Origin of the sequence: Paenibacillus nuruki, assembly GCF_001721045.1 — a bacterium.
Classification (GTDB): Bacteria; Bacillota; Bacilli; order Paenibacillales; family Paenibacillaceae; genus Saccharibacillus; species Saccharibacillus nuruki.
This window is the reverse complement of the sequence record NZ_MDER01000052.1, coordinates 1-25952: the sequence shown is the minus strand read 5'-3', so window position 1 is coordinate 25952 and position 25952 is coordinate 1. Positions and strand designations below refer to the sequence as shown.

The following is a 25952-nucleotide window of genomic DNA, read 5'->3' as shown; positions in this document are numbered from 1 at the left end:
ATTCTCCCTACGATGAATATATAATAAATTCTATACAATCTCATATGTATTGAAGAACTAATGATACTCTATTTAATATGTATTAGTAGATACATAGAGTAGTTACTATGCTTTTTGTATCTACCAATATATTTAGCTTACCAATAATTCGGCTTTAGCTCTTCATATCGAATTTTATAGTATTTTCTTGAAGCCATACTTCTGAATTGAACTAAACTCTTCCTAAAATTACATTTACCACTTCTACGATTGCATCCGCAAGGGCATATCTTTTTATTAGCCGCTCGTTCTTTAGAGGCTAAATTATGACTTATAGTACACTTCATTCACCTTTTATACTTGCTTAATCATAAATAGAGGTGTATATATGTCTAATATCTATTTAGAAGTAGGTAATAAAGTTCGATTCTATCGCAAACTTAATAAATTTACACAAAAAGAATTAGGTGAAATATTAGATATTGATCAATCTTATTTAGGTAGAATTGAAAGCGATGAAATTAATATTACACTAGCAACCTTAACTAAAATTGCAGAAGCTCTTCAAATCGATCCTTATAAACTTTTAGAATATAATCACAAAGACCAAGACACTTCAAAACTCGAAGAACTAGATAAAATTAATTTTCCCCTCTCTTCTTTAGAAATGTACGAGTTAACTCATATTACTAAAATATTAAGCGAAATCATAGAATGGAAAAATGACAAAAATTAAATTGTTATGAATACTTTCACCCTAAATAAAAGTATAAATAGGGTAGCATGTCGATGACATAGTACCCTATTTATGGATACGTTATATTACAAATTTTTCATTTAATTATTGTCTAAAAAATAAATTACTTATTCGATTTCTATTGTTTTAACTATTTAGTGTATAGCTAGATGTAACTTTAACATTTCTTTCAATCGTATTTCTTACAGGAGAAATCTCTATAGCTTTTGCAATTAATTCTTCCACTTGCACTTGATCAGCATCACTTTTAACATGAAAACGAACATTAATTTCATCAAAGCCTGAATTTCCTTCTTTTAAGCCGAAAAAAACATTTAAATCTATAGCGCCTGTAACATCAACTTCTAACGAATATACTTTAATTCCTAGACCACTAGCTGTTGCAATAAATCCAACGCCTACACAAGCACCCAATGCACTTAATAGTAGCTCTACAGGATTAAGCCCTTTGCCTGTACCCGATAGCCATTCCGGTTCATCAATAGGTACGGGTTTATATTCGCCAACTTCAGCTTCGGAATAAAAACCATCTTTCCATTTCACAGTAGAAGCAAAACTTGTTATCGCCTCTTCAGGATTTTTCTTAAATTTGTCTGCTAAGTTCCCAAGCATACTCACATCAATACCATTCATTTTACTCATATTCAATACTCCCTAATTTATATTTTTATTTTGAAAAGATATCTTATTTTAATAGGTTCTGATCCTTACGACTGTTTAGGTGGAATAGTGCACCCTTCATCTGAACATACTCCTACACTAGCATCGGTATCAGAAAGAATATCAAACTTAGGGGTTGGATATTCTTCTTCCCAAATTTTTTCTAAAAATTGAGAAAATGACTCTGCTGGTTGTGCGCCTGACACCGCATATTTTTGATTAAAGATAAAAAATGGTACCCCACTAATTCCAACACGACGAGCTTCATCTTGATCTTTTCGAACTTGATCTTCATAAAGAGCTTTTGTATTTAATACTTCAAGAGCTTCTTCTTTATTTAATCCAACCGTTTCTGCAATCTGAGCTAGAGTAGTATAATCGCCTACATCTTGCGATTCAGTGAAATGTGCAATCAGTAATTTTTCATTGAGTACCAAGTCTTTACCTTTTGTTTTCGCCCATTTCAGTAAGCGATGAGCATCCAATGTATTAGTTGATTTGAGATTATCCAATTGAAAATGTAATCCCACATTCTCCGCTTGTTGTGTTAAATGATTTAAGAACTCTTTCGCTTGTTCTTTTCCACCAAACTTAGGAGTTAACTTATCTACAAAGCTAGTTCCATTATAAGAAACAGCAGCTGGGTCGAGTTCAAAACTTTTATATTCTATATTTATTTTATCTTGATGAGGAAATTGACCTAAAGCTTTCTCTAGATTTTGCTTACCAATATAACAGAATGGACAAGCAATATCAGACCAGATTTCAATATTCATCTCTTTACCTCTTCTCTATGTTATTACTCATCAAATGCGACTAAAGCATTTACACCATGAGCGAGAGCCGACCCTGCTTTTAAAGCAGTAGCTACCATGATTGATTCTGCTACTTCTTCTTTTGTTGCAGCTGCTTTTTTAGCTGCTTTGGTATGAATATCGATGCAATATGGACAGCCTGTAGTATGAGCAACTGCAATAGCAATCAATTCTTTTTCTTTTGCACTCAATACACCTGCTTTTAATGCTTTTTGATCAAAAGCACTAAAAGCTTTAAAAGCATCTCCGCTTAGTTGCGTAAATTCACCTAAACGATGAATATAAGAGGCACGATATAATTCATCATCACTATTTCCATCATAAGCATTCAATGCGTTAACTCCATGAGCCATTGCTGAACCGGCTTTAAGCGCAGTAGCCACCATGATAGACTCTGCCATTTCTTCTTTGGACACACCATTTTTTTTTGCTTGTTTTACATGAGCCTCAATACAATAAGGGCATCCTGTAATATGGGCGATAGCGATCGCAATGATTTCTTTGAATTTAGCTGATAGCTTACCTTCAGCTAATGCTAATTTTTCAAAAGTTACAAAGGATTTAAATATTTCTGGAGAAATAGAATTAAATTCTCCAATACGTTTAAAATTTGATTTTGTAAATAAACTTGTTTGATCACTCATTTAAAACACTCCTAGAATTATATTTATACATAATAAACAATTGAATAATTGAATAATAAAACAAAAAAATAAACTTTCTTTGTACATGCATACCTCTTACATGTATTAAACGATCAATTAGTATAATGTATTTAATCCTTCACGCGTAAATGGGAGGAGTTCGTCTGTTCTTCCATCGCGAATTTTACTTACCCAATCAGGATCAGCTAACAATGCACGTCCAACAGCAATTAGATCAAATTCTTGTTCTTATAATCTTTCTACTAAAGCTTCAATTCGTGTAGCTCTACCATTTGCATTTTTACCATTATCAAAGAAATCTAAGAAATCAGCATCAAGTCCAACAGAACCCACAGTAATAGTTGGTTTACCTGTCACTTTTTTAATCCATCCTGATAAATTTAATTCTGATCCTTCAAAAGCAGGCTCCCAGAAACGGCGAATAGAGGCATGGAAAATATCAACACCTGCATCGACCAATGGTGCTAAGAACTGCTCCAGTTGTTTCGGATCTTCTACCAATTTTACAGTATAGGCATCATATTTCCATTGTGAGATTCGCAATATAATTGGAAAATCAGGTCCAACAGCGCGTCGACAAGCTGCAACATCTTCGCTAGCAAAACGGGTGCGATTCATCATATTCATCGGTACGAGCATTTGTTTTATCCCAGAAAAATTGATCTATTAAAAATCCATGAGCCGCCATGATTTCAATACCATCAAAACCAACTTTCTGAGCATTAACAGCTGCCTGTTCAAAAGCTTCAATCAACTCGGTAATCTCTTGTTTAGAATAGTCATTGACATGACTCCGTGCACCCATATGCCAAATTTGGGAGAAGATTTTACCTTCAACTTCGTGAACACCTTCTACAACTTTTGACCATCCCTCTAGCGCTTCTTCACTGTATAAATGGGGTACATTTTCTTGGTTAGATACAACGTCAGGATGATTGACAAATGTACCTTCAGTAATAATAAGCCCAACACCATTTTCAGCTCTACAACGATAATAAGCAGCAACATCTTCACCAGGTACTCCATTGGGTGAAAAATTACGAGTCATAGGTGACATGACAATACGATTAGCTAGTTTTACATTTCCAATTTCAAAAGGGGTAAAAAGGGTTTCTACAGATTTAGAATGATTCATAAAACCTCTAAGTTTTATCACTATGCGTATTTTTATCATATAATCATTTTTATTTAGAGCAATACGATCTTAATCCTTACGAACTTTGATTAGCAGCTTCAACAGCATTTTGCAAAAATTGTTCAATCTCTTCGCGTGATTTACGAAGCTTATTTACATATCGAGTAACCTCTTTGCCCTCATGATAAGCGACAAAACTTGGAATTCCCATAATATGTTGTTCTTCGCTGACGGTGCCAACTTGTTCTACATCTACTTCAATAAGTTCAAGATCATTTGCAAACTTAGTCTCAACTTCAGGCATAAATGGATCAATAAATTTGCAATCGGGACACCAGTCTGCTTTAAAAACAGCTACCGTTAGTTTAGGTGAAAGAATAGCTGTATCAAATTCGGATTTGGAATTAACTTTTTTCATTTCTATCTCTCCTTTATAATCAATGATTTTTTAGCATTATTGTTCTAAAGAGTCAACAAACTTTTCGCTATCCATAGCGGCCATAGCACCTGTTCCTGCTGCTGTAATTGCTTGACGATAACGAGTATCTTGTACATCTCCACAAGCAAATACTCCTGAAATAGAAGTTATCGATGTACCCGGTACAGTAATAATATAGCCATTTTCATCTGTTGGAATTTGACCCTCCAAAAATTCAGTATTAGGATTATGCCCAATAGCTACAAAGACACCATGGGCGCTTAATATTTCTTCTTCACCAGAAGTATTATTCAGCACTTTCAACCCTGTAACTCCATGTTCTCCTGCAACAACCTCAAGTGGCGTTTTATTTAATGCCCACTCAATTTTAGGATTAGAACGAGCACGATCTTGCATGATTTTGGAAGCTCTAAGTTCTTCTCGGCGATGAACCAGAGTGACTTTAGAAGCAAATCGTGTTAGAAAAATGGCTTCTTCTAATGCTGTATCGCCTCCACCTACTACAACCAGTTCTTTATTGCGGAAGAAAAATCCATCGCAAGTGGCACAAGTACTGACACCACGTCCTACATTTTCAGTTTCACCAGGTATTCCCAAATACTTCGCACTAGCACCTGTAGAAATAATAAGAGTTTCGGTAATAATTTCACCTTTACCTTCTACCTCAAGTCTAAATGGTCGATTTGCTAAATCTACTTTATTTACCCAACTATTTAGAAAAGTAGCCCCGAAGCGTTCTGCTTGTTTACGCATATTATCCATTAATTCCGGACCCATAATTCCATCTGGAAATCCAGGAAAATTTTCGATTTCAGTTGTTGTTGTAAGCTGTCCTCCGGGTTCAAGCCCTTCAATAACAAGTGGTTGCATATTGGCTCGAGCTAGATAGATCGCTGCGGTTAACCCTGCTGGGCCTGTTCCGACAATAACAGATTTGTACATATTTTATCCCTCCCATTTTAGTATGTCATTATAATTCATTCATTTATTTAATATTCAATTGAATAATTGAATTATAACATCGAAGTTTTTATCCGTCAATACTATTTGGTCGTTCTTTATCAAAATGGGTATATATTCGAATGCTATTATCTTTTAACTTGACTACAATAAGCCTATTTGTGGTAAAATTTTAATATTCAATTGAATATCTAATATTCCTATTTTGATTTCTAAATATAGATTGAACGTCGTATTTCCGGTTTATAATACAAGAAGAATAGAGGTTGATCCTTATGGAAGAGATACTTAATTCCGCTAAAGAATTTAAAGAAGATATTTATAAGCAATTGGCTCGAATTGGAAAATGTTTATCTAGTGATAAGCGTCTCGAAATTTTAAATCTATTGTCTAATGGGTCTAGAACCGTAGAAAAAATAGCTACATGTACCGATATGAATGTGGCGAATGTTTCCCGACATCTTCAAGTTCTACTAGATGCGAAGCTAGTTAAATTCACTAAAAAAGGAACATATGTGATTTATTCTTTAGCTGATCCAGAAATCATTGAATTTCTTTCTTCTTTATGGCGAATTAGCGAAAAACAAATTCCTGATATTAGTAGAATTAAAGATGATTTTTTAAATAATATGGATGATGTTCAGACACTTACAATGGATGAAGTTAAAAGTAAACTGAATAATGAATCGATCATTTTGGTAGATTTACGTCCTAAAGAAGAATACGAAATGGATCATATTGCAGGAGCTATTTCCATACCGATGGAAGAGTTAGAAACATGGATCAAGGCAATTCCTCAAAATGCAGAAATTATTGCCTACTGTAGAGGACCATTATGTGTGTATTCTGCACTTGCAACGCAGAAGCTACAATCTGAAGGCTTTACAGCTTATCGTATGGAAGAAGGCATCAATGAGTGGCAAGAACATTTCCACTTACATTAATAGTTAACTTCTAACCAAAAGAACTTCGCCGCCATAGTATAGGCTTTGAAGTTCTTTTTGGTATTTTAATATAATAACTTCCTATTAATAATTACATTTTTATTTAATATGCTTTTAACGATTGAACTGTGGTAGATACTCCCGATGCGCGTCTAATAATTCATCTAATAAAGCTTTAGCTGAGTCCCCACTTTGGACTAATGGATTGGATATAAAAGCTTGTAAAGCTGTTCCATAATCTCCTGTAACTGCTGCTTCAATCGTCAACTCTTCCATAGACTTCATTAACTGTAACAATCCTCTTTGAGCAGGAGGGAAAGAACCAAAATGAATAGGTTCTGCACCGTGAGCAGTAATTACACTTGTAATTTCAATCGCACTTTCAGCAGGCAGGTCGCTGATTGCTCCCTGATTACGTGTACTGACAACCATCTGAGTTCCTTTATTATTGTAAATGGAATTAATAATCTCACAGGCAGCATCACTATAATAAGCGCCTCCTCTTTTCTCCAGTTCTACAGGCTTATGATCTAGATTTGGATCTTTATATAATTCGAATAGACTTTCTTCTAAACGTTTTACCACTTGTCCACGAGTTCCTTCTCCCTGTGCCTCTTCTATTTCTTCTTGAATCATAGCATCTGTCATATAGTAGTACCGATGATATGGGCAAGGTAACATTTCTAATTGAGTAAGTTGTTCATGTAGAAAACGCATATTTTTAATATTAGCTACTATTTTTTCTGGCTTTGCATCAGGCCCATATAATTTATTAATAGCTTGTCTAGTAATATTTTGTCCATCATGTTGATAAATCTTATGCCAATGTAGATGATTTATACCTGCAAATTTAAAAAATAAGTCACTTTCTTTTTTTTCAAGTAATGCCGACTCATTTTTTATAGCTACAATAGGTACATTACATAATCCGATGACTTTCTCCCACATGCCATAACGAAGAACAGCTTCTGTAACCATTCCTGCAGGATTAGTAAAGTTAATCAACCATGCCTTGGGGCAAAATAATTTCATTTCTTCAACAATTTCTAAAATGACTGGAATAGTTCGAAAAGCTTTCAGCATTCCTCCTGCCCCGTTAGTTTCTTGACCAATCAATCCATATTTCATAGGTATCATCTCATCTTTGATACGCGCTTCCATATGTCCCACTCTTAGTTGTGTCGTTACAAAATCTGCATCTTTCAAAGCTTTTTGACGATCAAGTGTTAAATAAACTTCACACTCAATTCCTGCTGCTTTGACCATACGCTGAGCCATAGCCCCTACAATTTCTAGTTTCTCTTTTCCTTCTTCAATATCCACTAACCATAACTCTTTAATCGGAAGTTCGTGATGTCGTTTTATAAATCCTTCTACTAATTCTGGAGTGTAACTTGAACCTCCACCAATCGTTACGATTTTTAATCCTTTTTTCATTAGGTTGTCCTCCTACAGTGAATTGATAACTATATTTGTACTGTAGTTTATGTAATGCATTACATGTCAAGCATAAAAAATCAGATTTATATTTCTACATGTTCTTCTTTGTGATGACTTAGAAAACATGATATGCTTTTTCTTAAGGAGTGATCAGAGATGACTAATATTCAAGACATTGCTCGCTTAGCAGGTGTATCTACTGCAACTGTGTCTAGAGTCATTAATAAACGCGGTTATGTTAGCGCCCTAACCAAACAAAAAGTATTAGAAATCATCAAAAAGCTTGATTATGTTCCTAATGCCAATGCAATCTCACTAAAAAAAGGAAAAACTCGACAGATTGGAATCATAACCACTCTATTTAGTCCTATCATTATTCAATTTGTTCGTACATTCAGTCTTATAGCCGAAAAAAATAGATTTAATATTACTCTTTTTATCACAAACGGAGATCCTGCAAAAGAAATTTTAGCATTGGAGATGTTAAGAGGGAAGCAACTAGATGGTATCGCCTGTTTGATACGATCGAACACCTGGGAGGTCATTGAGTCTTATACTCGCTATGGTCCTATTGTAACTTGGCAACGACTACAAAATGAACATCTTCCTTCTGTCTTTATGGATCAGTTTCATGCCTATCAAGTAGGTCTTGAGCATCTTTATGCTAAAGGGTATCGAAAAATTCTTAGCGTCTATCCGATGTCTCAAGGATTGAATACTAAAGAACGTATTCGTGCTTATTCTGAATTTGCTCAACGTTACCATCTGATCACAGATATATTTCCTCATTTTGAAGATAAAATGTTAGTACAAGATGGGGAAGAATTAGCCACATGGTGGCTATCACAAAAATACCGTCCAGATGCTATTTTTTGTGCTAACGATGAAGTTGCTGCTGGTCTGATGACCTCTTTAAAACGATTAGGATTTTCAATTCCAGGAGATGTAGGAATACTGGGGTTTGATAACACAGAAGTTGCCCATTTGCTTGATTTAACAACAATCAATTATCCAATAGATCAACAGGCTGAAAATGCATTTTTCATTTTACAAAATAAGTTAAACAATACCAGTCATTTGCTAAACACATTAACGTACAAGTTAGTAGAACGAAAATCCACATAATCGTTATATAATTGATCTAATTGGGTTTTCAATTGTTCAAACTGAACAAATCTTCCTTCACGAAGATATTCCTTTTGATCATAAAATAAAATAATCACTGGTGCTGTAAAGATCAAAAATTTGCCTGCAACTGCTTCTACTTGATTAGCATTGATATGAGCTAATTTAATTTTTGGATAATGAGTAAGCAGCTCTTTTAATTTAGGATATACTGCGTAGCATACACTACAATCATCTTGAGATATATACAACATGCTGAGTCTATTATACTCAATAAAAGGATCTATTTCATGAATAGATTTTATTTCTTTGACATCGATCATAACTCTTCCCTCTTTCTTTCGATTATTTATTTTTCTGACTCCATTTCATAAGTTCAGAAACCGATCCCACGACTAGATACAAATCACGAAATCCTTGTTTACGTAAAATACGGACTGCTTTTTTTCCTTTAAAATAGTTATCTGTCAATATTAGGATGCTATCTTTCGGATTCAAATTTGCTTTTCTCCAAACAAATGGTAATCTGCCTAAGTAAATCCCAATCGATTCAGGGATATGCTCTTTCTCAAAAGCTGTGTAATCTCTGATATCCAGATATTTAGTAGTACTAGGGATCTTGACAGAATTTGATGTTACCGATAATAGCGTTACACTATTAAGAAATCGTACATGCTGAATCCACCAGTATATTAGAACAAAAATCAACACGACAGCATATCTCATAATCTATATCCAACTTTACAAAACATGAGTATTCCACTCTCTAACGCCTTCTTCAATTCGATATGCTGTAAAACCCTGATCCTGCATATAATTAACAGCTTGAGAAGCAAGTGAACAATAGGGACCTCGACAATAGGCAACGAGTTCTACGTCTTTGGTTAATGTTTGAAGATAATCAGCTAACTGCTCCAAAGGAACAGAAGTAGCTCCTTTAATGTGAGAAGTTATAAACTCTTCAATAGGTCGAATATCGATAAGGATGACATTATTTTTTTGCATTTTTATCACTAAGTCTTGTTTTGTAATATGTTGAACTTCTTCATATTGTCCATTCAATTCATCTTTAATCACTTTTACATCAGCAAGTCTATTTTCACATAAATTCCACAAAGAAGATAAAAAATGAGTTACCGATATATCACTTACACTATAGATAACAAAAGTACCTTTCTTCTGAAATCGAACCAACTTAGCTTCTAATAAAATCTTCAAGTGACGAGACACATTGGCCACACTCATACCTGTTTGTTTTGCTAGGTTGTCAACGGATTTAGGTCCATTTGATAAAATATCTATGATTTCAAGTCTTTTATCACTGGATAAAGATTTTCCAATTCGAGCGAATTGTTGATATAGACGTTGTTTAATATCTGATTCAAAGCAGTTATTTTTCATTATAATTCTCCTCTCTTTCTAATTTATAAATCACTTATTTTATAATATATGGATAAATATATGAAATATAAAAACAGCTAAATTATTTTATCCATTGTTATCTTCACATTTTATAAATAATATGATTTTATCTTACTGTAGTAGTACTATAATTTTTTCTTTAAGCGCTTGTTTTTGATTCACGCCTACCATAGTCTCAACTAAGTTTCCATCTGCTCGTCTACATTAACTTTCGCTATCATGCTTTTTCTTCTAATTCTTGAGCTAAATCTTCTATGATTGGAAGTTGAACTTGGCAAGGTGGACACCATGGTGCCCAAAAATCAACTAATGTTACTCCTGTATCGATATTTGTTTTAAAATTTTGGTTAGTTAAAGAAAGTGCTCCCATAATAATTTTCCCTTTTATAAATCAATTGATTGATTGAATAATTGAATTATAGATTTTAAATAGTTTATTGTCAACCCTATCCATTACGTACAGACTATTTTTTCTTATACAACTATGCAAAAAAACTGCATCTTAAAGGACGTAGGTTTTTTTGTATAATTTTTACTTGGCTGTAACCGTCTCACCTTGTACAGGCCCACTTCCATCTTTCCACTTGATCTGAATTGCTTTATACTTGGACAAGTCCGCTCCATCCGACAACTCATAATGTAAATGCAATTCGCTGAAATCACCCGATTTTAAGTCCAGTGTCGCTAGATACAATATAGACCGGTCTCAAAAGCAGATCCTTATCAATTTTAGATAATGCTAGCATAAGGCACAAACACATCATTGAAGAATCTTTACCAAATGCAGACGGGAATACCCAAGCACTCAAATTACTTACATCGAGGTATTCATATCCTGATTTCGATCACCTAAGCTTGTATGATTGTTACAAGGCAATGTAACCAGTGCAACATCTGACTTCACTACTAAATTGCAATCTCGAATATCGGCTTGAGTCACTAAGGAATTCGGAAATTTGTACTTTAAGTTTTCAGCGGAATCGGTTTCTAACTCAATTTCCTGCATACTTGAAAAGGCTCCTGTGTCTACAAAGTGACTTGTTCCAATCCCTGCTCCAGCTGCAAGACTCAGCAGTTTAAATCGCTGATCGCGAGGAGTATAAACCGTTTCTGTTTTGCGTATATCATAATTTAACGGAGAAACAACAATTTTTGAATAGTCGTTATATACATATACACGTAACTCAACTTTGTCTTCAATAGCTATGATAGATGTATAACAATCTATAGCAGTATCAATCAGAGGTCGCTCTTCACCATTGGTTTTATTTTTTCTAGAAGATACATGAACCATAAAAGAGTCGTGGTTAAAATTCTTATTCTGGATGGTAATCTCTTTATTCCCCTTATCCACATGGACAAATAATTGTTCCCCTGGTTTGAATTTTGCAGATTCGCAAGGCAAATTTTGAATAAACAAACGGGGCTGTTCTTTCTTCTTACTTATCGTATAAATTTTCTGTAATACCAATCTAGCTTTTTCTACTACTTCCATAACAAACACTCCACTTCTATCAAATTAATTACACTGAATGCAAATTGGATAAATACATGTTACTATTTCGATATGCAAAAATATTGAGGAGTTGAACTTATGGATCATTCAAATCGTCAAATAAAAATATTAAATGAAGAATTACTCTTTGCTTATCCTGATATAGAATTTAAGCTTCATACTGATCAGTCCGGTAGATCTATTATCCGATGGCAACAAGGTCCAGAAATAGATCAGGTCTATGACACTGTTCTTAAAATTGGTTTTCTGAAAGAAGATCTATTCTGTTGTAAATTAGTTCTTCATTAAAAAAAGGAGTTGCATTAAAAATGCAACTCCTTTTTTTACACACACTTTCTTACTTTTTTTGAATTCTCATGAAATGCATATATAATCGATCAACCTCTTGACTTAATTTAAGAACTTCCGAGTCCAGAAGTCCTTTTTCCATAGCAAGTGCTACCATCTTTTTTCTTTTTTGTTCAAGTTTAACTGCAATCCGTTTACTCTCTTTGTCCGAAAACGTTTGTTTCTTTTTGGCTATTAAAGTCATACTAATCCTCCTAAATTGGTTTTAGGGCAAAAAAAATACACGCCCTTTCCAGAAACCAATTCCATAAGGAATACAATAAATTGGTCACTCGAAAGAAAGTGTATTTAAGAAAAAAATTCTCCTGTAGCGCATGCATGGAGTAAATAAAATAAAGTGAAATAATAAACTTATAGTATCATTTTATTTTGTGTTTGTATATTAGTCACAGGTATAATAAAAATAATTGCGATGTATTTTGATGTTTAAATTGAATAAAAGTGAGACTAAAAGGTTGAATACTGAAAAAAAGATGGAGAAATTATATAATAAATACCTTTTAAAAAACAATCAGAATGGTCAACCTTGTATTAGTTATACTAATTGGTTTAGAAGTGAGTTTTCTAAACACAGTAAAAGAACTGACAATGATCTTATAAATTTTATTATCTCCTTAGTCGTTTTTGGTATAGATATAGGCTTACTCTTTTTGGATTGGAAAACGATTCCCATTACTTTATCGTCAGAGTATTTTAATATTATCATTCATACAAGTAAACTTGTACCTATTCTGATCTTGATAATAACAGTAATTAAAATATTTTTTGTCTCCTGTGCATTTGTAGGCTATAGGAATATGCAAATTATAATAGAAACTCTCAAAGATATTTAAGAAAACCATACATTTTTTGTATGGTTTTTTTAAATTTTAATTATGCATAGATAAATTAACTTAATTTAGGCGGAAGTAGCCACCCTCTATATGTGAGAGAAGAATCTCATTCGATATGAGAGTTACCGTTGATAACTCGAAAACCGACAAATAAGGTCTGTTGCCTTTTTATTTTACTCTTGTTATCATCAGTCTATATGGGAAATAAGTTCATATAACAATGGAAATAAAAACTAATAATAATTCAGTATTTCTTCTCTACTATCATCTTATACAAGTAACTAAATACCGTAGACAAATGATTAGTGGTAAAATATCTGAATTTGCCAAACCAACTTTTGAACGAATTGTAGAAGCTTATCACATAAATTTAGTGAAGTGAACTCATGATAAAAACCATGTTCAAAGTACAATCGAAAACAGATTTGACAACCAAGAGTAAAGCAATATTTTTGGGAAGAAATGTTTGATCTAAAGGCTTTTATCTTTTAACAACTGGTAGTGCTCCAATGGATATCCTCAAATAATATATTTAAAATTAAGAAAACAGTTATACATAGAAAGTAGGTGATCCTTATGGAACGACTTAAAGCATATAAATTCAGAATTTATCCAACAGAAGAACAAATAATTTTCTTTGCTAAGTCTTTTGGATGTGTCCGTAAGGTCTACAATCTAATGCTTGATGAACGTATAAAAAATTATGATGAAAATAAAAAAGATTCTTCCAAAAAAATGAGGTTTCCAACACCAGCTCAATACAAGAAAGACTTTCCGTTTTTGAAGGAAGTAGATAGTCTAGCTTTAGCGAATGCACAACTCCATTTAGACAAAGCCTATAAAAATTTTTTTCGTGATCCATCTATTGGATTTCCGAAATTCAAAAGTAAGAAAAATTCTATTCAAAGATATACAACTAATAATCAACATGGAACGGTTGGTTTGTTTGACAATAAATTCATCAAAGTTCCTAAACTGAAATCCTTAATCAGAATTAAGCTCCATCGACAGCTAAAAGGAATCATAAAATCAGCTACAATAGGTCGTCATTCAAGTGGTAAATATTATATTTCTTTGTTGTGTAAAGAAGAAATAGTCGAATTACCTAAAAGCAATTCTGCTGTTGGCCTTGACCTGGGTATAACCGATTTTGCGATTCTTTCTGATAGTCAAAAGATTGATAACCATAAATTCACGTCAAAAATGGCAACGAAACTAAAGCGCGAACAACAGAGGTTGTCAAGACGTGGATTATTAGCTTCAAAGAAAGGCATCCCTCTCTTTGAAGCTAAAAACTATCAAAAACAAAAGATAAAAGTCGCTCGTCTATATGAAAAAGTAATGAATCAACGTAACGATTTCCTAAATAAGTTAAGTACAGAGATGATCAAAAATCACGATATTATCTGCATAGAAGACTTAAATATAAAAGGGATGTTGCGTAACCATAAACTAGCTAAAAGTATTTCTGATGTTTCTTGGTCTAGCTTTGTGACGAAATTACGATACAAAGCGGACTGGTATGGACGTGAAATCATCAAAGTAGATAAGTGGTTTCCATCTAGTCAAATCTGTTCAGAATGTGGGTACAAAGATGGTAAGAAATCGCTCGACATTCGAGAATGGACTTGCTCTATTTGTCATACTATTCATGACCGAGATATCAATGCGAGTATAAATATTCTGACCGAAGGTCTACGCATAAAACAATTAACTTAGAACAATCAGTAACCGTAGGAATTACGGGGATAGCTTGATAAACAAGAGAAACCGCTGTGAGTAAAGAAATACGCTTGCAAGTATGCTCTATTCCCAAGAAGCTTCCACTTTAAGTGTTAAAAACCGTTAGGTTTAGTTAAGTGGTGAGTAGTTCACTAACAATCATTAGATTATTGCCTTAATCAATTTTAGAATAAATGATGTTACATTAGTAAGCGAATTTTTCCCATTTTTCAAAGTCCATATACCATATTCGATAGTACTTTGATAAGGATCAAAATTAATAATTGTTCGTAATGCGCTAACTACATCAAACATTGAATCTTCTCCTAATTCTTCCTTAAGAGTACTGGTTAATTCTAACGGAATAGTAAAATCGAATCGGTGCGCTAATTCTGAAATATCAATTAATGAACTGCCCTCAAACATACGTCGAGTATCTAGATTTTCTTGCATATATATTCGACTCTTAGTTTAAAATTTCTAAAACCAATCCATGATCTTTAAATTGTTTATTTTTGTATATACAAGCAATGACCACATAAACAAAATCAAAATAGCAAGCGCAACAATGATAGATCAGTACTCCTATAAAGAATACTTGATAAATATCGTTGGTTAAAATGACTCCTACACTTAAAACAAAACCTATACTCACAAAAGGAGCCAGAGCAAATGTACAAAGTTCTTTTCTGTTCATTATTCCAAGTGGAGTGCAAGTGGCATTTAACCGTTTAAAAGATATGATACTTTTTAATGCAATCAACTTACCCGCTATAAAATGTAGATACTCATGGGGATATCTTAATAGAAAACATGCCATAATCAACAAGACTGGATAGTACTGATTTTCTTGATATAAATCTAAAATACTACTTAAAAGATAAAAGCTACATAATACTGTGAAGAATACAGCTAACACCTTGAAAATTCCAGAATCTGTTTTGTATTTCATTATTTTCTCCTTAAAAAAGCAGGCAACTTTTAAATAAGTTGTCTGCTCTTCGTGTAATTTAATTCATATTTATTTGCATACTAAGTCGTTGGATTTCATTAATATTTTTACAATTTATAATTTGCTCTAATAATTTCACTCTGGTTTCACCATTAAGTCTGATCAACACTAAAGATGTCTCTTTACCATCTACTAGTAGATCTACTTGCCACGTAGAGCTATAACACAAAATTTGAGAAAGAATATTAAGTGAGATCACATTGATTTTTTGCGTTTCTTCATTCAAATTGTTTCTTTCATCTCCGCAGCCATAATAGCATTGGTTCATAATATGTTCTCCCCATGAATCATGCTGATAATGAACATACACATTCTCCATATAACAATGATCACAATTGCCTACCATTCGTTCTTTCTCTTCACAAGATTTCTCATCGGAACAGCCATGATAACATTTTTCTAAATAATCGTGTTCGTGATCCGGATCAAACTCTAACATCACTAAAATGTTTTTATGATTACAATAATCGCAATCACCAATCTTCGTGTGTAATTCTTTATTTACCATAGTCATATTCATTCTCCATCTTCAAACAATAATGTGCCATTCAAAAACTTTTCATACCGCTCTGTATAACCTGGTATAGCATTACCAAGTTTATCCTGATAGTGATTAACATAGGTGAGCTGCAACGGCAAATAACCGGAAAGAATGTTACCTACCACATTCATGAATTCCATATAGCTATCATGATCCTGATTTTCTTGGTCTTCGTATGCATTATATAATTCGCTAATAGAAGATTTAATTTGTTCCGCGTCCATTTCAAGAAAAATCAAAATCATATTATCAATGCGAATAGCTTTACATTTTTCTTTGAAAAACTCTTTATTGATCTGCTCTTGGATATAAGCATTTAGCAAATCATAATAATTGGAACCCTCTTGATATTGTTTTTCATAAAAAGTAGAGTTGTGCTCAAGTACAAATTGAATTAACTGCTGGATTTCTTCTATTTTTAATTCTTTTAACTGGGTAGCTAACGTTATACCTGCAAATATTGAAGAATTGACGACTCCCTGTAAAAATAATGGTATTTCCTCATTTAATTTGGCTAATACTTCGCTCGGTTTTGTTTTCATTTTATTTGCTCCTTTTGTGGTTTTTTAGGCAAAAAAATAACGCCTAACCAGAAGCAACAATTAAATGTACACAAGGTACAATTACAAATTGTTACGCCTGGTTAAGCGTGATTGATAAAGAGAGGTCTCGTAGTCGCATGACTTGAGAATGATAAATAAAATGTATACATCTATGATAACAGAAAATTTTGATGGGGTTAATTATTCCATTCATAAGAAAATGACCTCAATTCTTATATAAAGAATTGAGGTCGTTTTTTAATTTTGGATCGTTTGTTTACCCCAGCTTAAATATTTCCGTCCCTTATCATCCTTTTCCATCATCATCAATTGATCTAGCAGGTTTGTATCAATATCAAACTCTTCATACAAATCATCATCATCTTGAATTTCTAATGTTTTCACAAATTTATTGATAGCTTCTTTACTAATTAATAAAGCTAACAGATTTTGTTCAATGGTTCGATTGTACGTCACTCTATGAATTTCTTTTGGATCTGTATTTGTATAGCGAATGAAGCGAAAGCAGTACTGATCCATTTTAGGCATGTTCCATTGCAACGATTCAATAATAATTTTGTTGCAGGAAGGAATATTAACACTTGATTTTAAACTTTGCTGTGTACTTATTAAAATACCATTCCTCGTATCTTGGAACTCTCTAATCATCCGAAGACGTAGTTTAAAATCTACTTCACCGGTAATAAGAAAAATAGGACGGCTCGGGAATTTATTTTTCAGATGTCTATAATATTCATGAGCAGACTTTTTATATACCGTCCCGATCGCTACTTGCTCATCAAAGCGATCTACTAATCCCATGATATGAATCATCTTCGTTGGAAGAAGTGTACTCGTATACTCTTTAAATAAATGAGGAGTAGATGAGCTTTCAATTAGCAAATTAATTTGTCTTATAATTTTAAGAATTGAATCTTTACGTGCATTATCGGTACTTTTAAAGTAATGAAGTAAAGCATTAAACTCTTCCATAATCTTAGTGTATACTTCTTCTTCGAACACACTTTGATTTACAGAATGATTAATATAATCATAATTCTTGATACCTACTATTTCTTTGTATTCTCTTGTAATTGTCGTCTTTGCGATTAAATCTGATAATGCAGATGAATTATATATATTTTGACTATTTTTTGTTAATCCAAAAACAGTAACTTTTTTAGGACTAAAGTATTGTTTGAACATTTCTAATCCTTTTTTGTATGGAGGAAATGGTTTGAAATAGCTTTTTTCTTTTTTCTCAACTAATTTTCCTTCTTTATTTATTTCATAACTAACTTTGTTCTCATTCAGCATATTTACAGAATTATTATAGAGTAATTCTAATTGAGGAAATAATTCTGCAATATGATTTCTTGTTGAAGTTCCTGTCGTCAGCAATTTGAATTTTGCACGTCTGAAACAATTTAATACGGCTTGAGTCCGTAAAGAATTTAAATTAGAAATTTCGTCTGATTCATCAACCACTAAAGCGACTTTATTTCCTGATTTTTTAATATTTCTCTTCAATCGGTAATGAATTTTTTGCAATCGTTCAAATGACAATAATACGATTTGTCCTGGACGAATACGTTCAATATCACTGAATGAAGATATTGTTATGAAATCTTCCTGATAAGAATCTAGAATAACCTCCCATGTTAGATGGATGGCCATAGCTGTACTCACAATAAACACATTATTAACTTTAGAAGCTCTAAGCAGATACCTGTACCATGCAATAGCTGCCAACGATTTGCCAGAGCCTTGAGTCCAACTAAGCTGTGCATAACGTTTTTGTATCACTAAACCAACATCTAATTTCTGCTTATCATTGAGTTTGATCGTCTGGTTATTTAATGTATCACAAAATTCTATATTATCTAAAAACTGATCAATCTCCATATCTCTATCCATCTGGCTATATGCTTTTGATTGTAATCTATAGCTGTTCGTTTTTTGATCTATCAGTTTTTTATATTTCTTATCTTCAAATGGATAGGAATGCTTAATGATTAAATCATTAATAGAAATACGTTTTGTTATCTCCATCATTTCAAGTCTTTGACGAGCAACATAACTATAAGCTTTATAATAAAGCTCATGTTTATTTTTTACTAAATTGATTTCATCTTTCTCGATAACATGTTGATTTGATAATATTGTTCTAAGATCATTAATTACTTTCTTTGGAGTTAATTTAGTATATTCCCATTCACTGGCTGTCATTGATTCAGGTTTGGATTGTACAGATAATTGATTAACTTTGTATAAGGCAATGGGATAATGCTTTGATAATTTGGGATTTCGTTTAATATCAAATAATAGTTTTTTAATTATATTCTGATTTTTTACATCGTTATCATTCGTCACCTTAGATTCAAAAAGTATTTGATGTCTATTCTCATATCTTTGCTTTCGAATAGGATCTATATAGTCTTTATACAACATATTAGCTAATAGATTTGAATCCCATGTAGTGCTGATCTTGTTAAATGAATAATCACAATGATCCATGTGCTCGCTTCTTTTATGAAAAACCATTAATTTTGTAGCAAAAGACACCACTCCATATGATTTGAAACAATCTTTCGGCAGTTCAAATTGAAATGCAAATGAATACATTTCATTCATTTTTTTAATAATACCACCATCATGAAAATCATCACTCATAAAACTGCTAGGTACTATTAAAGCTAGTAGTCCACCAGGATATAATAATTCATGTGCTTTTCTACAATAATAATTCTGACTATATTCCTTATTTTCATGAGTCCCCCATTGTAAATTAAATGGGGGATTACCTAGGATAATATCAAATTTCAACTTGGGCTCATAGGTTCGGATATCTTCATTATTAATATGGGCTTCGGGGTACAAATACTTCGCTACTTTATAGGATGCTAAATCGATTTCGTTTCCATATATATTTGCTTCATGTGGCATATGGTTAAAAAAGTTCCCCATTCCACAAGTTAAGTCTGCAATTAATTCATGAGATTGTGGTTGAAGTATTTTAGAAAGTAGATCGCAGATCGAATAGGGTGTAAAGAATTGACCTTGCTCAATTTCTTTTTTTGCCTCAGAGTATTCATGATAATTATAAAAGTTTTTAAATTTAAGACCATGCAGACCACCAATTCCTGTATAGGCTTGGTAGATGTCTTCATGCGTAATATTTTGATTATCATTGGAATCTATAATCCCTAGGATTTTAGCGTTAATCTCTTCTCTTTTAGCTGTAGGTATAGATTCATTTGAACTTTGATATTTCATATCAAACACCACTGTTTACTAAAACAGATTCTGAATACTTTAAAAAAGTTTTGGCAAATTCTATTGCTGAAGCATTTGAATCAAATTTTAACTGGATGCTATTATTTTTGAAAAATTTAATTTCACGTATTTTTGTCATACTCTCAAAAATAAATGGTTCAAACCAGTTGTCTCTTGAGTTGTTAAACCGGAAGGCATCTAGTTCTTTTCTTAAAGTGACACTTTTGCTTTCAAAGTATTCTAGTGCATAAAAAAGTTCTTTCAATGTTCTGTCTGATTTTAGATTCCAGAAACCAACTTTAAAAATAGCTGGCTCAAAAGCTATGAAAGATTTAATTCGAATATTTATATTTTTCACATTCACATGTGGAAGATATATGTTTTTCTCAATATTTTTTTTGATTTCTAAGTATGCTTTTTCTTTAAAATCAAACCCACCTAACCTTGCAATAATATCATCTACAATCTCTACATAATCAATATTCTTGAACCCTTCAGCATCAAACGGGAATATAGTTACATTATATTTGGATTCGAAATGCTTTTTAATATCGTTAGCAAATTTAATAATCATTCCTTTTTTTCCGGACTCTAACTGCTTTACTAATTCCCAATTATTATAATATTGATTTTTGAATGGGTTTAAATCTAGTAAGGTTAGTACAGAATCAACTGATTCGGTAGCTCGTATACATTCATTTTCAAGTCCTTTACAGATTGTTTGATCCTCGGCGTCAATAAATTCTAGAGTGTCAATTTTTACCTCTTCAAATTTGTTTAATAAGTTCATAGTATTCTCTCCCATATAAAAACCCGATATAAAAGATTCACAACATATTGTGAAGTGACTTTTAATACCGGGTCATCATTTTATTTTAAATTTCACTTTTGTACAGAGTTACGAGCCTTCTATATTATTCAGATTGATATTATAAAAGCCACACCGCATCTGAATTAAACGATTTAATTCTTTATCTTTCAAATGAGTGATCGACTCTTTAGATTGAGATAAAAATACGAATTCAACTTTATTTTGTGATTTTCGTAGTTCTTTTTTTAATCGCATCGATACTAAATCATCAACATCATTTAATTTCTCCAGCATATAGGTTTCTACATTGTCTGGGACATCAAAATTAGCTGACAACATTAAACGATATAAAACGATTAAATTATCATTGTTATTTTCTATATCTAACGTTGTATAAGCATATCCGTATTCTAATTCGGCTTCCATAATTTCTCCTTTACATAAAGAAACCCTGATCCACTTTCTCGACCAGGGTTCACTTTGTTCTTTTAGATAAGACTTAACAATTCACTCTCATTTATTAATCGAATGCCTAAAACTTCAGCCTTTGTTTTTTTAGAACCTGCCTTTTCACCAAAAATCAGAAAATCAGTATTTTTAGATACTCCAGATCCTACTTTTGCTCCAAGTTCTTGTAGCTTCAAAGTAACATCGTCTCTTTTCATCGTTTCGAATGTTCCTGTTATAACAACTGTCTTGCCATTAAATATGTTATCAGTGGCAAGAGATTGATCCGCTTTAACAGGATTCTCCGGGTTACAAAAATCAAGAAGACGGTTAACAATAGTTCTATATTTCTCATCGCGGAAATACGTTTGAATGCTTATGGCCACAATCTCTCCAATGTCCGGTAACCTTGTTAATTCCTCTTTAGTAGCACTTTGCAGACGTTCTATACTGCCAAAAGCATCTGCTAGAATTTTCGAAGAGTTACTCCCTACATTAGGAATACTGATAGCGCGAATAAACCGAGCTAAAGATGCTGATTTACTCTTTTCAATCGCATTCAAAAGTTTTGCAGCTTTTTTTATTTGGAAACTTGGCAACCCTACTAAGTTATTAGCATCAAGACGATACAAATCACTAGGGTCTTTGATAAGTTTATGATCAAATAGTAATTTAGCTGTACTCTCGCTTAATCCCTCAATATCCATAGCTTCTTTACTAGAAAAATGAGTAATCCATCCAATCTGCTGTGGCTCACAATTCCATGTATTAGTACAAAATAGATGTGCTCCGTTTTTAACTAGCTCGCGCTGGCAAGAAGGACAATATTGCGGTGGAATTACTTGTTCACCTATAGCATCAGGATCTTCCATACCTAAAATTTCAGGTATAACGTCATTCGAACGACGCACGATGATATCTTTTCCTAACGCATAGCGTAATCCTTTACGCTCAATATCACTGTTATTGTTTAGTGTACAGCTAGAAACTGTCACACCCCCAATTTCCACCGGTTCTAAGCAGGCTACAGGAGTAATCTTGCCTGTTCTACCAACTTCCCAAGTAATCGAATTTAGAGAAGTTACTGCCTCTTCTGCTTCGAACTTATATGCAATTGCCCACTTAGGATATTTCGAAGTGTACCCTAAAACAGATCTTGTTTTCAGGTCACATACTTTAATGACAGCACCATCAATCAAATAATCCAGTTCTGGACGATTCAGCTTGATCGATTCAAGTTCTTCCATAATATCCTCTATCGTAGAATGATATTGGACATACGGATTTACTTTGAATCGGTTTAGCTTTAGAAAATCGAAGACTTCACTATGTTGAGTGTGATTTAAATCCGGGCTATAACCTATATTGTAGATATATGCATCTAATTTTCGTTCAGCTGTCACTTGAGGATTCAAATTTCGAATCGCACCGGCTACAGCATTCCGAGCATTTTTAAGCGGTTCTATAGCTGTTTCATTATACTTTTTCAGTGTGGAAAGTTTCATAATACCTTCACCTTGAACTTCAACTAATCCCATATACGGAATTTCAAGGGGGATAGAAGAAATGGTCTTAACTTGAGCAAGAACACCTTCTCCCGTAATTCCATTTCCACGCGTTGCTGCCTGAACCAAAACTCCATTATTGTACGTTAAATTTAATGTTAAACCATCAAATTTTAGTTCAACAACATAGCTAGGATCTGGAAGAGGAAAATTGGGATGAACCGCATTATGAGCTTGAATGGCTTTTTTCACTTGAGCTTCCCATGTCTTCAAGTCTGCAATAGAGTTTGCTTTTTCTAGACTCCATAGATGACTACGATGTTCATGTTCTTGGAAACCAGGTAAGATATTGCCTCCAACACGCTGTGTAGGTGAAGCGGGCAAAATCATTCCGGTTTCCTTCTCAAGATCTCTTAACAAATCCATCAAATAATCAAAATCAATATCAGAGATAATCGGATTGTCTAAGGTGTAGTACAAATGGCAATGCTTGTTGATCTCTCTTACAAGGTTCCGCATCTCTGTTTGCTTTTCTTGAATGGTTAAATCTTGCATGTTTGTCATGGTAAATCTCCTTTTTTATTGGTTTTAGGCGCAAAAAAATGCACGCACCTTTTCAATGACCAATTTATTACACACGGTCACTCAAAAGATGAGTGCATATAAGCTTCATGAATAAGATAACACAAGTACTCAAGAGATTGGCTTGAGTACTTGTACACCTTTATTTTGAAGCAGATTTCATTTCTTTCTTTTTCGCAATAAACTCTTTGGTTTCTTTATCACTTAATTCTTGATTTACATCAGGAATCTTTGAGACTAATGCTCCATTAGTGATATCAGTAAGATGATCTGAAAGATAAAACAAATGTTCACGTTCGTATTTATTCATTCCATACATCTCCTTCTTGAAAATATACTTTTGTTAATTGGAGAGCTGCTTGTTCATCAATAACCATTCGCCCTCTAGCATTAATCGATTCAGCATTTAAAACTTTCATGTAATGTTCGATAAGATTCGTTTTTGCATTAAATGCAACATATCCCTCAAACCCGTAATCGATGCTTTTTTTGCAAGCTATAGCAAACAGATGAGCACCGACACCGGAATAGATTCTCGAACCCACGTTAGTAGGTGCGCTTTCGACAAGATGGATCTCAACATAACCTTCCATCTTTTCAAAAGCAATTAAACCTTCAATAATCGAAGAACCTTCAACTGTCAGTTTTAATAATTGAATGTTATGTTTTTGATAAAGACTTTGCCAATCAAAATTCCAATCTTCTAACTGAACTAAAGATACATCCTTTGCCGTGACTTTAGAAACTTCTGTTTCACATACTTCTCCAGTTTCAATCTTAATTAAGCAAGGAGTAAGATGATCAATAACAATATCTAATGCAAATAGACCATTGGCTTCTTTCATTTCTACCTCCATTATAACAATAATATTCATTGAAAGCACAAAAAAAGCCAGACGATCCGATTCTAAATAGAACAAAAGAACATAGTTCTTTGTTAAATTCCCTAGGGGATAATAGAATCGATAGTCGCCTGACTTTCGAGTGTTAAAGATTAATGTAATAGTATTTATTTATCATACACAAAAAATCTGTTGGGTACAACTTATCATAAATTGATGTTTAAAAGATCCATTTGTGTTCTCATTCCTCGTTTATTAATATTCATTTTAAATTGTTCTAAGGGTATATGATCCAAAGTAGGAATATCACATTCCAATAAAGCTAACTTTTTACTCAATACTGTTAATTCCTTTTCTTTAGTAAAGTTTTTAGCATACCGCTTTAACTTTTCCGGGAAATTTTCAAGATTTGAAAGAATGTTTTCTACCCCTCCATATTCTTTCAATAAAAGAGGAGCTGCTTTCTCTCCAACTCCTTTCGTTCCTGGTATATTATCTCCGGCTTCTCCACAAATAGCTTTATAATCAGCATATAAACCACATTCAAAACCATGCTTCTCGAAAAACTTTGTATGAGTCATTTCTGAGTTATCACGAATCACTTGAATTACATCTTTTTCTAACAACTGATATAAATCCTTGTCATTGCTTAAAATAACTACTTTCCCTTTATCTTCTTTGATCCACCTCTTCGTAATATATCCAATCACATCGTCTGCTTCCATTGCTGGAGACTCTACAACTTTAATATTCATTTCATGGAGTAATTTGCGTGCAGTCGATAGTTGTTCTGTTAAAGCATCTGGCTTCTCTTTATCATCCCGATTAGCTTTGTATCCAAGATAGAGTTTTCGACGAAACGTTTCAGAACGAGCTACGTCCATTGCAAATACTAAGTGAGTCGGCATATATTTTCTAATCATAGAAATCAATCTGTTCAAAAAGGGGTTAATTGCGCTTGTATACAATCCTTGACTGGATTTTATAAGTTCTGATCCTTCCCTAGCAGCCATTGCATAATAGCATGTAGTGACTAAATTATTAAAATCAATGATTAACAAACGTTCTTGGAATGTAGGTTCTTCTATTTCCTTATATTCTACAGGAGTTGCCATTGATTTTATTTCTACCAAAGGGTTTTTAGAAAAACTCGATACAGTGGTATGAAATTCGATGACCGAATCGTTAGGTTGTTGGTCTGAAATAAGTACTTTGGTTACATCAATAACATTATTGTTCCGTATTTGTATAGAATTTAACTCGTTAATAATCGCAATAAGAGACTGTCGAATATTATTTTTTTGAAATACTTTTGAAAGAATATTGTCTTTCCATATACATGTTTGTGGATTACTATTTTGATTGTTTGAAGTGATCGTATCTTCAAATTCTAATGTTAAATACATATTGTGAATAGCTATGGTTTTTAACACACTCATCTTAGGTATTCGATCAAGCAAGCTACTCAAGCTCGTGATCGTGCTGGAAATAGTACCTTTTTTTGAAAGTGCTACCTTTACTTTATTCATCTTATTCGCTCCTATTCTTTTATTTTTGGACAAAAAAAATCGCATCCAAATTAAAAGAACCAATAACGCTCACTAGTAGACATACTAGGTTTGGTCGTTTTAATT

30 protein-coding genes and 3 pseudogenes are annotated in these 25952 nt (G+C 33.0%); 8 read left to right on the top strand and 25 right to left on the bottom strand.

Annotated elements, in window-relative coordinates; genetic code table 11:
* Positions 1–367: 367 nt before the first annotated feature.
* Positions 368–715, top strand: a complete 348-nt coding sequence (locus tag PTI45_RS15410) for a helix-turn-helix domain-containing protein (RefSeq protein ID WP_069328493.1) — start codon at positions 368–370, stop codon at positions 713–715.
* A gap of 147 nt (positions 716–862) precedes the next feature.
* Here PTI45_RS15410 and PTI45_RS15405 read toward each other — a convergent pair whose 3' ends face one another.
* From PTI45_RS15405 to trxB, 6 genes and pseudogenes are all read right to left on the bottom strand, one after another.
* Positions 863–1378, bottom strand: coding sequence for an OsmC family protein (locus tag PTI45_RS15405; protein WP_069328492.1), 516 nt, complete (start codon positions 1376–1378; stop codon positions 863–865).
* A gap of 65 nt (positions 1379–1443) precedes the next feature.
* Complete coding sequence (locus tag PTI45_RS15400; RefSeq protein ID WP_069328491.1) at positions 1444–2172, bottom strand: DsbA family oxidoreductase; 729 nt, start codon at positions 2170–2172, stop codon at positions 1444–1446.
* 23 nt (positions 2173–2195) lie between these two features.
* Entirely contained in the window at positions 2196–2855 is a 660-nt protein-coding gene (locus PTI45_RS15395) for a carboxymuconolactone decarboxylase family protein (protein ID WP_069328490.1), read from the bottom strand.
* 117 nt (positions 2856–2972) lie between these two features.
* Positions 2973–4011: pseudogene (locus tag PTI45_RS15390) on the bottom strand (NADH:flavin oxidoreductase).
* Between the two features lie 76 nt (positions 4012–4087).
* Positions 4088–4429 carry a thioredoxin family protein gene (locus PTI45_RS15385; protein ID WP_069328489.1) on the bottom strand — a complete coding sequence of 114 codons (342 nt, stop codon included), beginning with the start codon at positions 4427–4429 and terminating at the stop codon, positions 4088–4090.
* A gap of 36 nt (positions 4430–4465) precedes the next feature.
* Positions 4466–5392 carry a thioredoxin-disulfide reductase gene (trxB, locus tag PTI45_RS15380; protein WP_069328488.1) on the bottom strand — a complete coding sequence of 309 codons (927 nt, stop codon included), beginning with the start codon at positions 5390–5392 and terminating at the stop codon, positions 4466–4468.
* 293 nt (positions 5393–5685) lie between these two features.
* On the opposite strand from trxB, the gene PTI45_RS15375 reads away from it, so the two are divergent.
* Positions 5686–6354, top strand: a complete 669-nt coding sequence (locus PTI45_RS15375) for an ArsR/SmtB family transcription factor (protein ID WP_069328487.1) — start codon at positions 5686–5688, stop codon at positions 6352–6354.
* Between the two features lie 114 nt (positions 6355–6468).
* Here the strand turns inward: PTI45_RS15375 and PTI45_RS15370 are convergent, their stop codons facing one another.
* A complete protein-coding gene (locus tag PTI45_RS15370) occupies positions 6469–7791 on the bottom strand; it encodes a 6-phospho-beta-glucosidase (RefSeq protein WP_069328486.1) in 1323 nt (440 codons plus the stop codon).
* 159 nt (positions 7792–7950) lie between these two features.
* Between PTI45_RS15370 and PTI45_RS15365 the strand changes: the two genes are divergently transcribed.
* The gene (locus tag PTI45_RS15365; RefSeq protein WP_069328485.1) at positions 7951–8919 is read left to right on the top strand and encodes a LacI family DNA-binding transcriptional regulator; all 969 of its coding nucleotides are present in this window, start codon (positions 7951–7953) and stop codon (positions 8917–8919) included.
* On the opposite strand, the gene PTI45_RS15360 is transcribed toward PTI45_RS15365, so the two are convergent.
* The 6 genes from PTI45_RS15360 to PTI45_RS15340 all read right to left on the bottom strand — a co-directional run bounded on the left by PTI45_RS15360 (position 8868) and on the right by PTI45_RS15340 (position 11836).
* A complete protein-coding gene (locus PTI45_RS15360; RefSeq protein WP_069328484.1) occupies positions 8868–9242 on the bottom strand; it encodes a thioredoxin family protein in 375 nt (124 codons plus the stop codon). The two genes, PTI45_RS15365 and PTI45_RS15360, sit on opposite strands and share 52 nt — an antisense overlap.
* 22 nt (positions 9243–9264) lie before the next feature.
* Entirely contained in the window at positions 9265–9645 is a 381-nt protein-coding gene (locus PTI45_RS15355) for a rhodanese-like domain-containing protein (RefSeq protein WP_069328483.1), read from the bottom strand.
* A 15-nt stretch (positions 9646–9660) separates the two neighbouring features.
* Positions 9661–10320, bottom strand: coding sequence for an ArsR/SmtB family transcription factor (locus PTI45_RS15350; protein ID WP_069328482.1), 660 nt, complete (start codon positions 10318–10320; stop codon positions 9661–9663).
* A gap of 238 nt (positions 10321–10558) precedes the next feature.
* Positions 10559–10711, bottom strand: a complete 153-nt coding sequence (locus PTI45_RS24600) for a thioredoxin family protein (protein WP_342672124.1) — start codon at positions 10709–10711, stop codon at positions 10559–10561.
* A gap of 162 nt (positions 10712–10873) precedes the next feature.
* The gene (locus PTI45_RS24180; RefSeq protein WP_175425195.1) at positions 10874–11035 is read right to left on the bottom strand and encodes a hypothetical protein; all 162 of its coding nucleotides are present in this window, start codon (positions 11033–11035) and stop codon (positions 10874–10876) included.
* 120 nt (positions 11036–11155) lie between these two features.
* Positions 11156–11836: a hypothetical protein gene (locus tag PTI45_RS15340; RefSeq protein WP_069328481.1), complete on the bottom strand. Its 681-nt coding sequence runs from the start codon at positions 11834–11836 to the stop codon at positions 11156–11158.
* 99 nt (positions 11837–11935) lie between these two features.
* On the opposite strand from PTI45_RS15340, the gene PTI45_RS15335 reads away from it, so the two are divergent.
* On the top strand, positions 11936–12145 hold the full coding sequence (locus PTI45_RS15335; protein WP_069328480.1) for a hypothetical protein: 210 nt from the start codon (positions 11936–11938) through the stop codon (positions 12143–12145).
* Positions 12146–12194: 49 nt separating this feature from the next.
* Here PTI45_RS15335 and PTI45_RS15330 read toward each other — a convergent pair whose 3' ends face one another.
* Positions 12195–12389, bottom strand: a complete 195-nt coding sequence (locus tag PTI45_RS15330; protein WP_069328479.1) for an aspartyl-phosphate phosphatase Spo0E family protein — start codon at positions 12387–12389, stop codon at positions 12195–12197.
* Between the two features lie 271 nt (positions 12390–12660).
* Between PTI45_RS15330 and PTI45_RS24175 the strand changes: the two genes are divergently transcribed.
* The 4 genes and pseudogenes from PTI45_RS24175 (at position 12661) to tnpB (ending at position 14757) form a co-directional block, all read left to right on the top strand.
* A complete protein-coding gene (locus PTI45_RS24175; protein ID WP_175425194.1) occupies positions 12661–13038 on the top strand; it encodes a hypothetical protein in 378 nt (125 codons plus the stop codon).
* A gap of 220 nt (positions 13039–13258) precedes the next feature.
* Positions 13259–13417, top strand: a pseudogene (locus tag PTI45_RS24650) (transposase); the annotation flags it as partial.
* A 48-nt stretch (positions 13418–13465) separates the two neighbouring features.
* Positions 13466–13565, top strand: a pseudogene (locus PTI45_RS24645) (IS200/IS605 family transposase); the annotation flags it as partial.
* 49 nt (positions 13566–13614) lie between these two features.
* Positions 13615–14757, top strand: a complete 1143-nt coding sequence (tnpB, locus tag PTI45_RS15320; RefSeq protein WP_069328477.1) for an IS200/IS605 family element RNA-guided endonuclease TnpB — start codon at positions 13615–13617, stop codon at positions 14755–14757.
* A gap of 165 nt (positions 14758–14922) precedes the next feature.
* Here the strand turns inward: tnpB and PTI45_RS15315 are convergent, their stop codons facing one another.
* From PTI45_RS15315 to PTI45_RS15270, 11 genes are all read right to left on the bottom strand, one after another.
* The gene (locus PTI45_RS15315; protein WP_069328476.1) at positions 14923–15213 is read right to left on the bottom strand and encodes a hypothetical protein; all 291 of its coding nucleotides are present in this window, start codon (positions 15211–15213) and stop codon (positions 14923–14925) included.
* Positions 15214–15226: 13 nt separating this feature from the next.
* Entirely contained in the window at positions 15227–15712 is a 486-nt protein-coding gene (locus PTI45_RS15310; protein WP_069328475.1) for a metalloprotease family protein, read from the bottom strand.
* A gap of 58 nt (positions 15713–15770) precedes the next feature.
* On the bottom strand, positions 15771–16286 hold the full coding sequence (locus PTI45_RS15305; RefSeq protein ID WP_069328474.1) for a hypothetical protein: 516 nt from the start codon (positions 16284–16286) through the stop codon (positions 15771–15773).
* Between the two features lie 2 nt (positions 16287–16288).
* Positions 16289–16855: a hypothetical protein gene (locus PTI45_RS15300; protein ID WP_069328473.1), complete on the bottom strand. Its 567-nt coding sequence runs from the start codon at positions 16853–16855 to the stop codon at positions 16289–16291.
* A 258-nt stretch (positions 16856–17113) separates the two neighbouring features.
* Positions 17114–20131: an N-6 DNA methylase gene (locus tag PTI45_RS15295; RefSeq protein WP_069328472.1), complete on the bottom strand. Its 3018-nt coding sequence runs from the start codon at positions 20129–20131 to the stop codon at positions 17114–17116.
* A gap of 1 nt (position 20132) precedes the next feature.
* A complete protein-coding gene (locus tag PTI45_RS15290) occupies positions 20133–20921 on the bottom strand; it encodes a hypothetical protein (RefSeq protein ID WP_069328471.1) in 789 nt (262 codons plus the stop codon).
* A 108-nt stretch (positions 20922–21029) separates the two neighbouring features.
* Complete coding sequence (locus PTI45_RS15285; protein WP_069328470.1) at positions 21030–21368, bottom strand: hypothetical protein; 339 nt, start codon at positions 21366–21368, stop codon at positions 21030–21032.
* Between the two features lie 62 nt (positions 21369–21430).
* Positions 21431–23458 carry an NAD-dependent DNA ligase LigA gene (ligA, locus tag PTI45_RS15280; RefSeq protein ID WP_245703493.1) on the bottom strand — a complete coding sequence of 676 codons (2028 nt, stop codon included), beginning with the start codon at positions 23456–23458 and terminating at the stop codon, positions 21431–21433.
* Between the two features lie 160 nt (positions 23459–23618).
* A complete protein-coding gene (locus tag PTI45_RS24170) occupies positions 23619–23786 on the bottom strand; it encodes a hypothetical protein (protein WP_161594318.1) in 168 nt (55 codons plus the stop codon).
* Positions 23779–24321: a hypothetical protein gene (locus PTI45_RS15275; protein ID WP_069328469.1), complete on the bottom strand. Its 543-nt coding sequence runs from the start codon at positions 24319–24321 to the stop codon at positions 23779–23781. Before PTI45_RS15275 ends, PTI45_RS24170 begins: the two co-directional genes overlap by 8 nt.
* Positions 24322–24524: 203 nt before the next feature.
* Positions 24525–25847 carry a 5'-3' exonuclease gene (locus tag PTI45_RS15270; RefSeq protein ID WP_069328468.1) on the bottom strand — a complete coding sequence of 441 codons (1323 nt, stop codon included), beginning with the start codon at positions 25845–25847 and terminating at the stop codon, positions 24525–24527.
* Positions 25848–25952: the final 105 nt, after the last annotated feature.

Coding starts and splice junctions, on each gene's coding strand:
- PTI45_RS15410 (WP_069328493.1), top strand. CDS start 368: ATGTCTAATATCTATTTAGAAGTAGGTAATAAAGTTCGATTCTATCGC.
- PTI45_RS15405 (WP_069328492.1), bottom strand. CDS start 1,378: ATGAGTAAAATGAATGGTATTGATGTGAGTATGCTTGGGAACTTAGCA.
- PTI45_RS15400 (WP_069328491.1), bottom strand. CDS start 2,172: ATGAATATTGAAATCTGGTCTGATATTGCTTGTCCATTCTGTTATATT.
- PTI45_RS15395 (WP_069328490.1), bottom strand. CDS start 2,855: ATGAGTGATCAAACAAGTTTATTTACAAAATCAAATTTTAAACGTATT.
- PTI45_RS15385 (WP_069328489.1), bottom strand. CDS start 4,429: ATGAAAAAAGTTAATTCCAAATCCGAATTTGATACAGCTATTCTTTCA.
- trxB (WP_069328488.1), bottom strand. CDS start 5,392: ATGTACAAATCTGTTATTGTCGGAACAGGCCCAGCAGGGTTAACCGCA.
- PTI45_RS15375 (WP_069328487.1), top strand. CDS start 5,686: ATGGAAGAGATACTTAATTCCGCTAAAGAATTTAAAGAAGATATTTAT.
- PTI45_RS15370 (WP_069328486.1), bottom strand. CDS start 7,791: ATGAAAAAAGGATTAAAAATCGTAACGATTGGTGGAGGTTCAAGTTAC.
- PTI45_RS15365 (WP_069328485.1), top strand. CDS start 7,951: ATGACTAATATTCAAGACATTGCTCGCTTAGCAGGTGTATCTACTGCA.
- PTI45_RS15360 (WP_069328484.1), bottom strand. CDS start 9,242: ATGATCGATGTCAAAGAAATAAAATCTATTCATGAAATAGATCCTTTT.
- PTI45_RS15355 (WP_069328483.1), bottom strand. CDS start 9,645: ATGAGATATGCTGTCGTGTTGATTTTTGTTCTAATATACTGGTGGATT.
- PTI45_RS15350 (WP_069328482.1), bottom strand. CDS start 10,320: ATGAAAAATAACTGCTTTGAATCAGATATTAAACAACGTCTATATCAA.
- PTI45_RS24600 (WP_342672124.1), bottom strand. CDS start 10,711: ATGGGAGCACTTTCTTTAACTAACCAAAATTTTAAAACAAATATCGAT.
- PTI45_RS15340 (WP_069328481.1), bottom strand. CDS start 11,836: ATGGAAGTAGTAGAAAAAGCTAGATTGGTATTACAGAAAATTTATACG.
- PTI45_RS15335 (WP_069328480.1), top strand. CDS start 11,936: ATGGATCATTCAAATCGTCAAATAAAAATATTAAATGAAGAATTACTC.
- PTI45_RS15330 (WP_069328479.1), bottom strand. CDS start 12,389: ATGACTTTAATAGCCAAAAAGAAACAAACGTTTTCGGACAAAGAGAGT.
- tnpB (WP_069328477.1), top strand. CDS start 13,615: ATGGAACGACTTAAAGCATATAAATTCAGAATTTATCCAACAGAAGAA.
- PTI45_RS15315 (WP_069328476.1), bottom strand. CDS start 15,213: ATGCAAGAAAATCTAGATACTCGACGTATGTTTGAGGGCAGTTCATTA.
- PTI45_RS15310 (WP_069328475.1), bottom strand. CDS start 15,712: ATGAAATACAAAACAGATTCTGGAATTTTCAAGGTGTTAGCTGTATTC.
- PTI45_RS15305 (WP_069328474.1), bottom strand. CDS start 16,286: ATGACTATGGTAAATAAAGAATTACACACGAAGATTGGTGATTGCGAT.
- PTI45_RS15300 (WP_069328473.1), bottom strand. CDS start 16,855: ATGAAAACAAAACCGAGCGAAGTATTAGCCAAATTAAATGAGGAAATA.
- PTI45_RS15295 (WP_069328472.1), bottom strand. CDS start 20,131: ATGAAATATCAAAGTTCAAATGAATCTATACCTACAGCTAAAAGAGAA.
- PTI45_RS15290 (WP_069328471.1), bottom strand. CDS start 20,921: ATGAACTTATTAAACAAATTTGAAGAGGTAAAAATTGACACTCTAGAA.
- PTI45_RS15285 (WP_069328470.1), bottom strand. CDS start 21,368: ATGGAAGCCGAATTAGAATACGGATATGCTTATACAACGTTAGATATA.
- ligA (WP_245703493.1), bottom strand. CDS start 23,458: ATGACAAACATGCAAGATTTAACCATTCAAGAAAAGCAAACAGAGATG.
- PTI45_RS24170 (WP_161594318.1), bottom strand. CDS start 23,786: ATGAATAAATACGAACGTGAACATTTGTTTTATCTTTCAGATCATCTT.
- PTI45_RS15275 (WP_069328469.1), bottom strand. CDS start 24,321: ATGAAAGAAGCCAATGGTCTATTTGCATTAGATATTGTTATTGATCAT.
- PTI45_RS15270 (WP_069328468.1), bottom strand. CDS start 25,847: ATGAATAAAGTAAAGGTAGCACTTTCAAAAAAAGGTACTATTTCCAGC.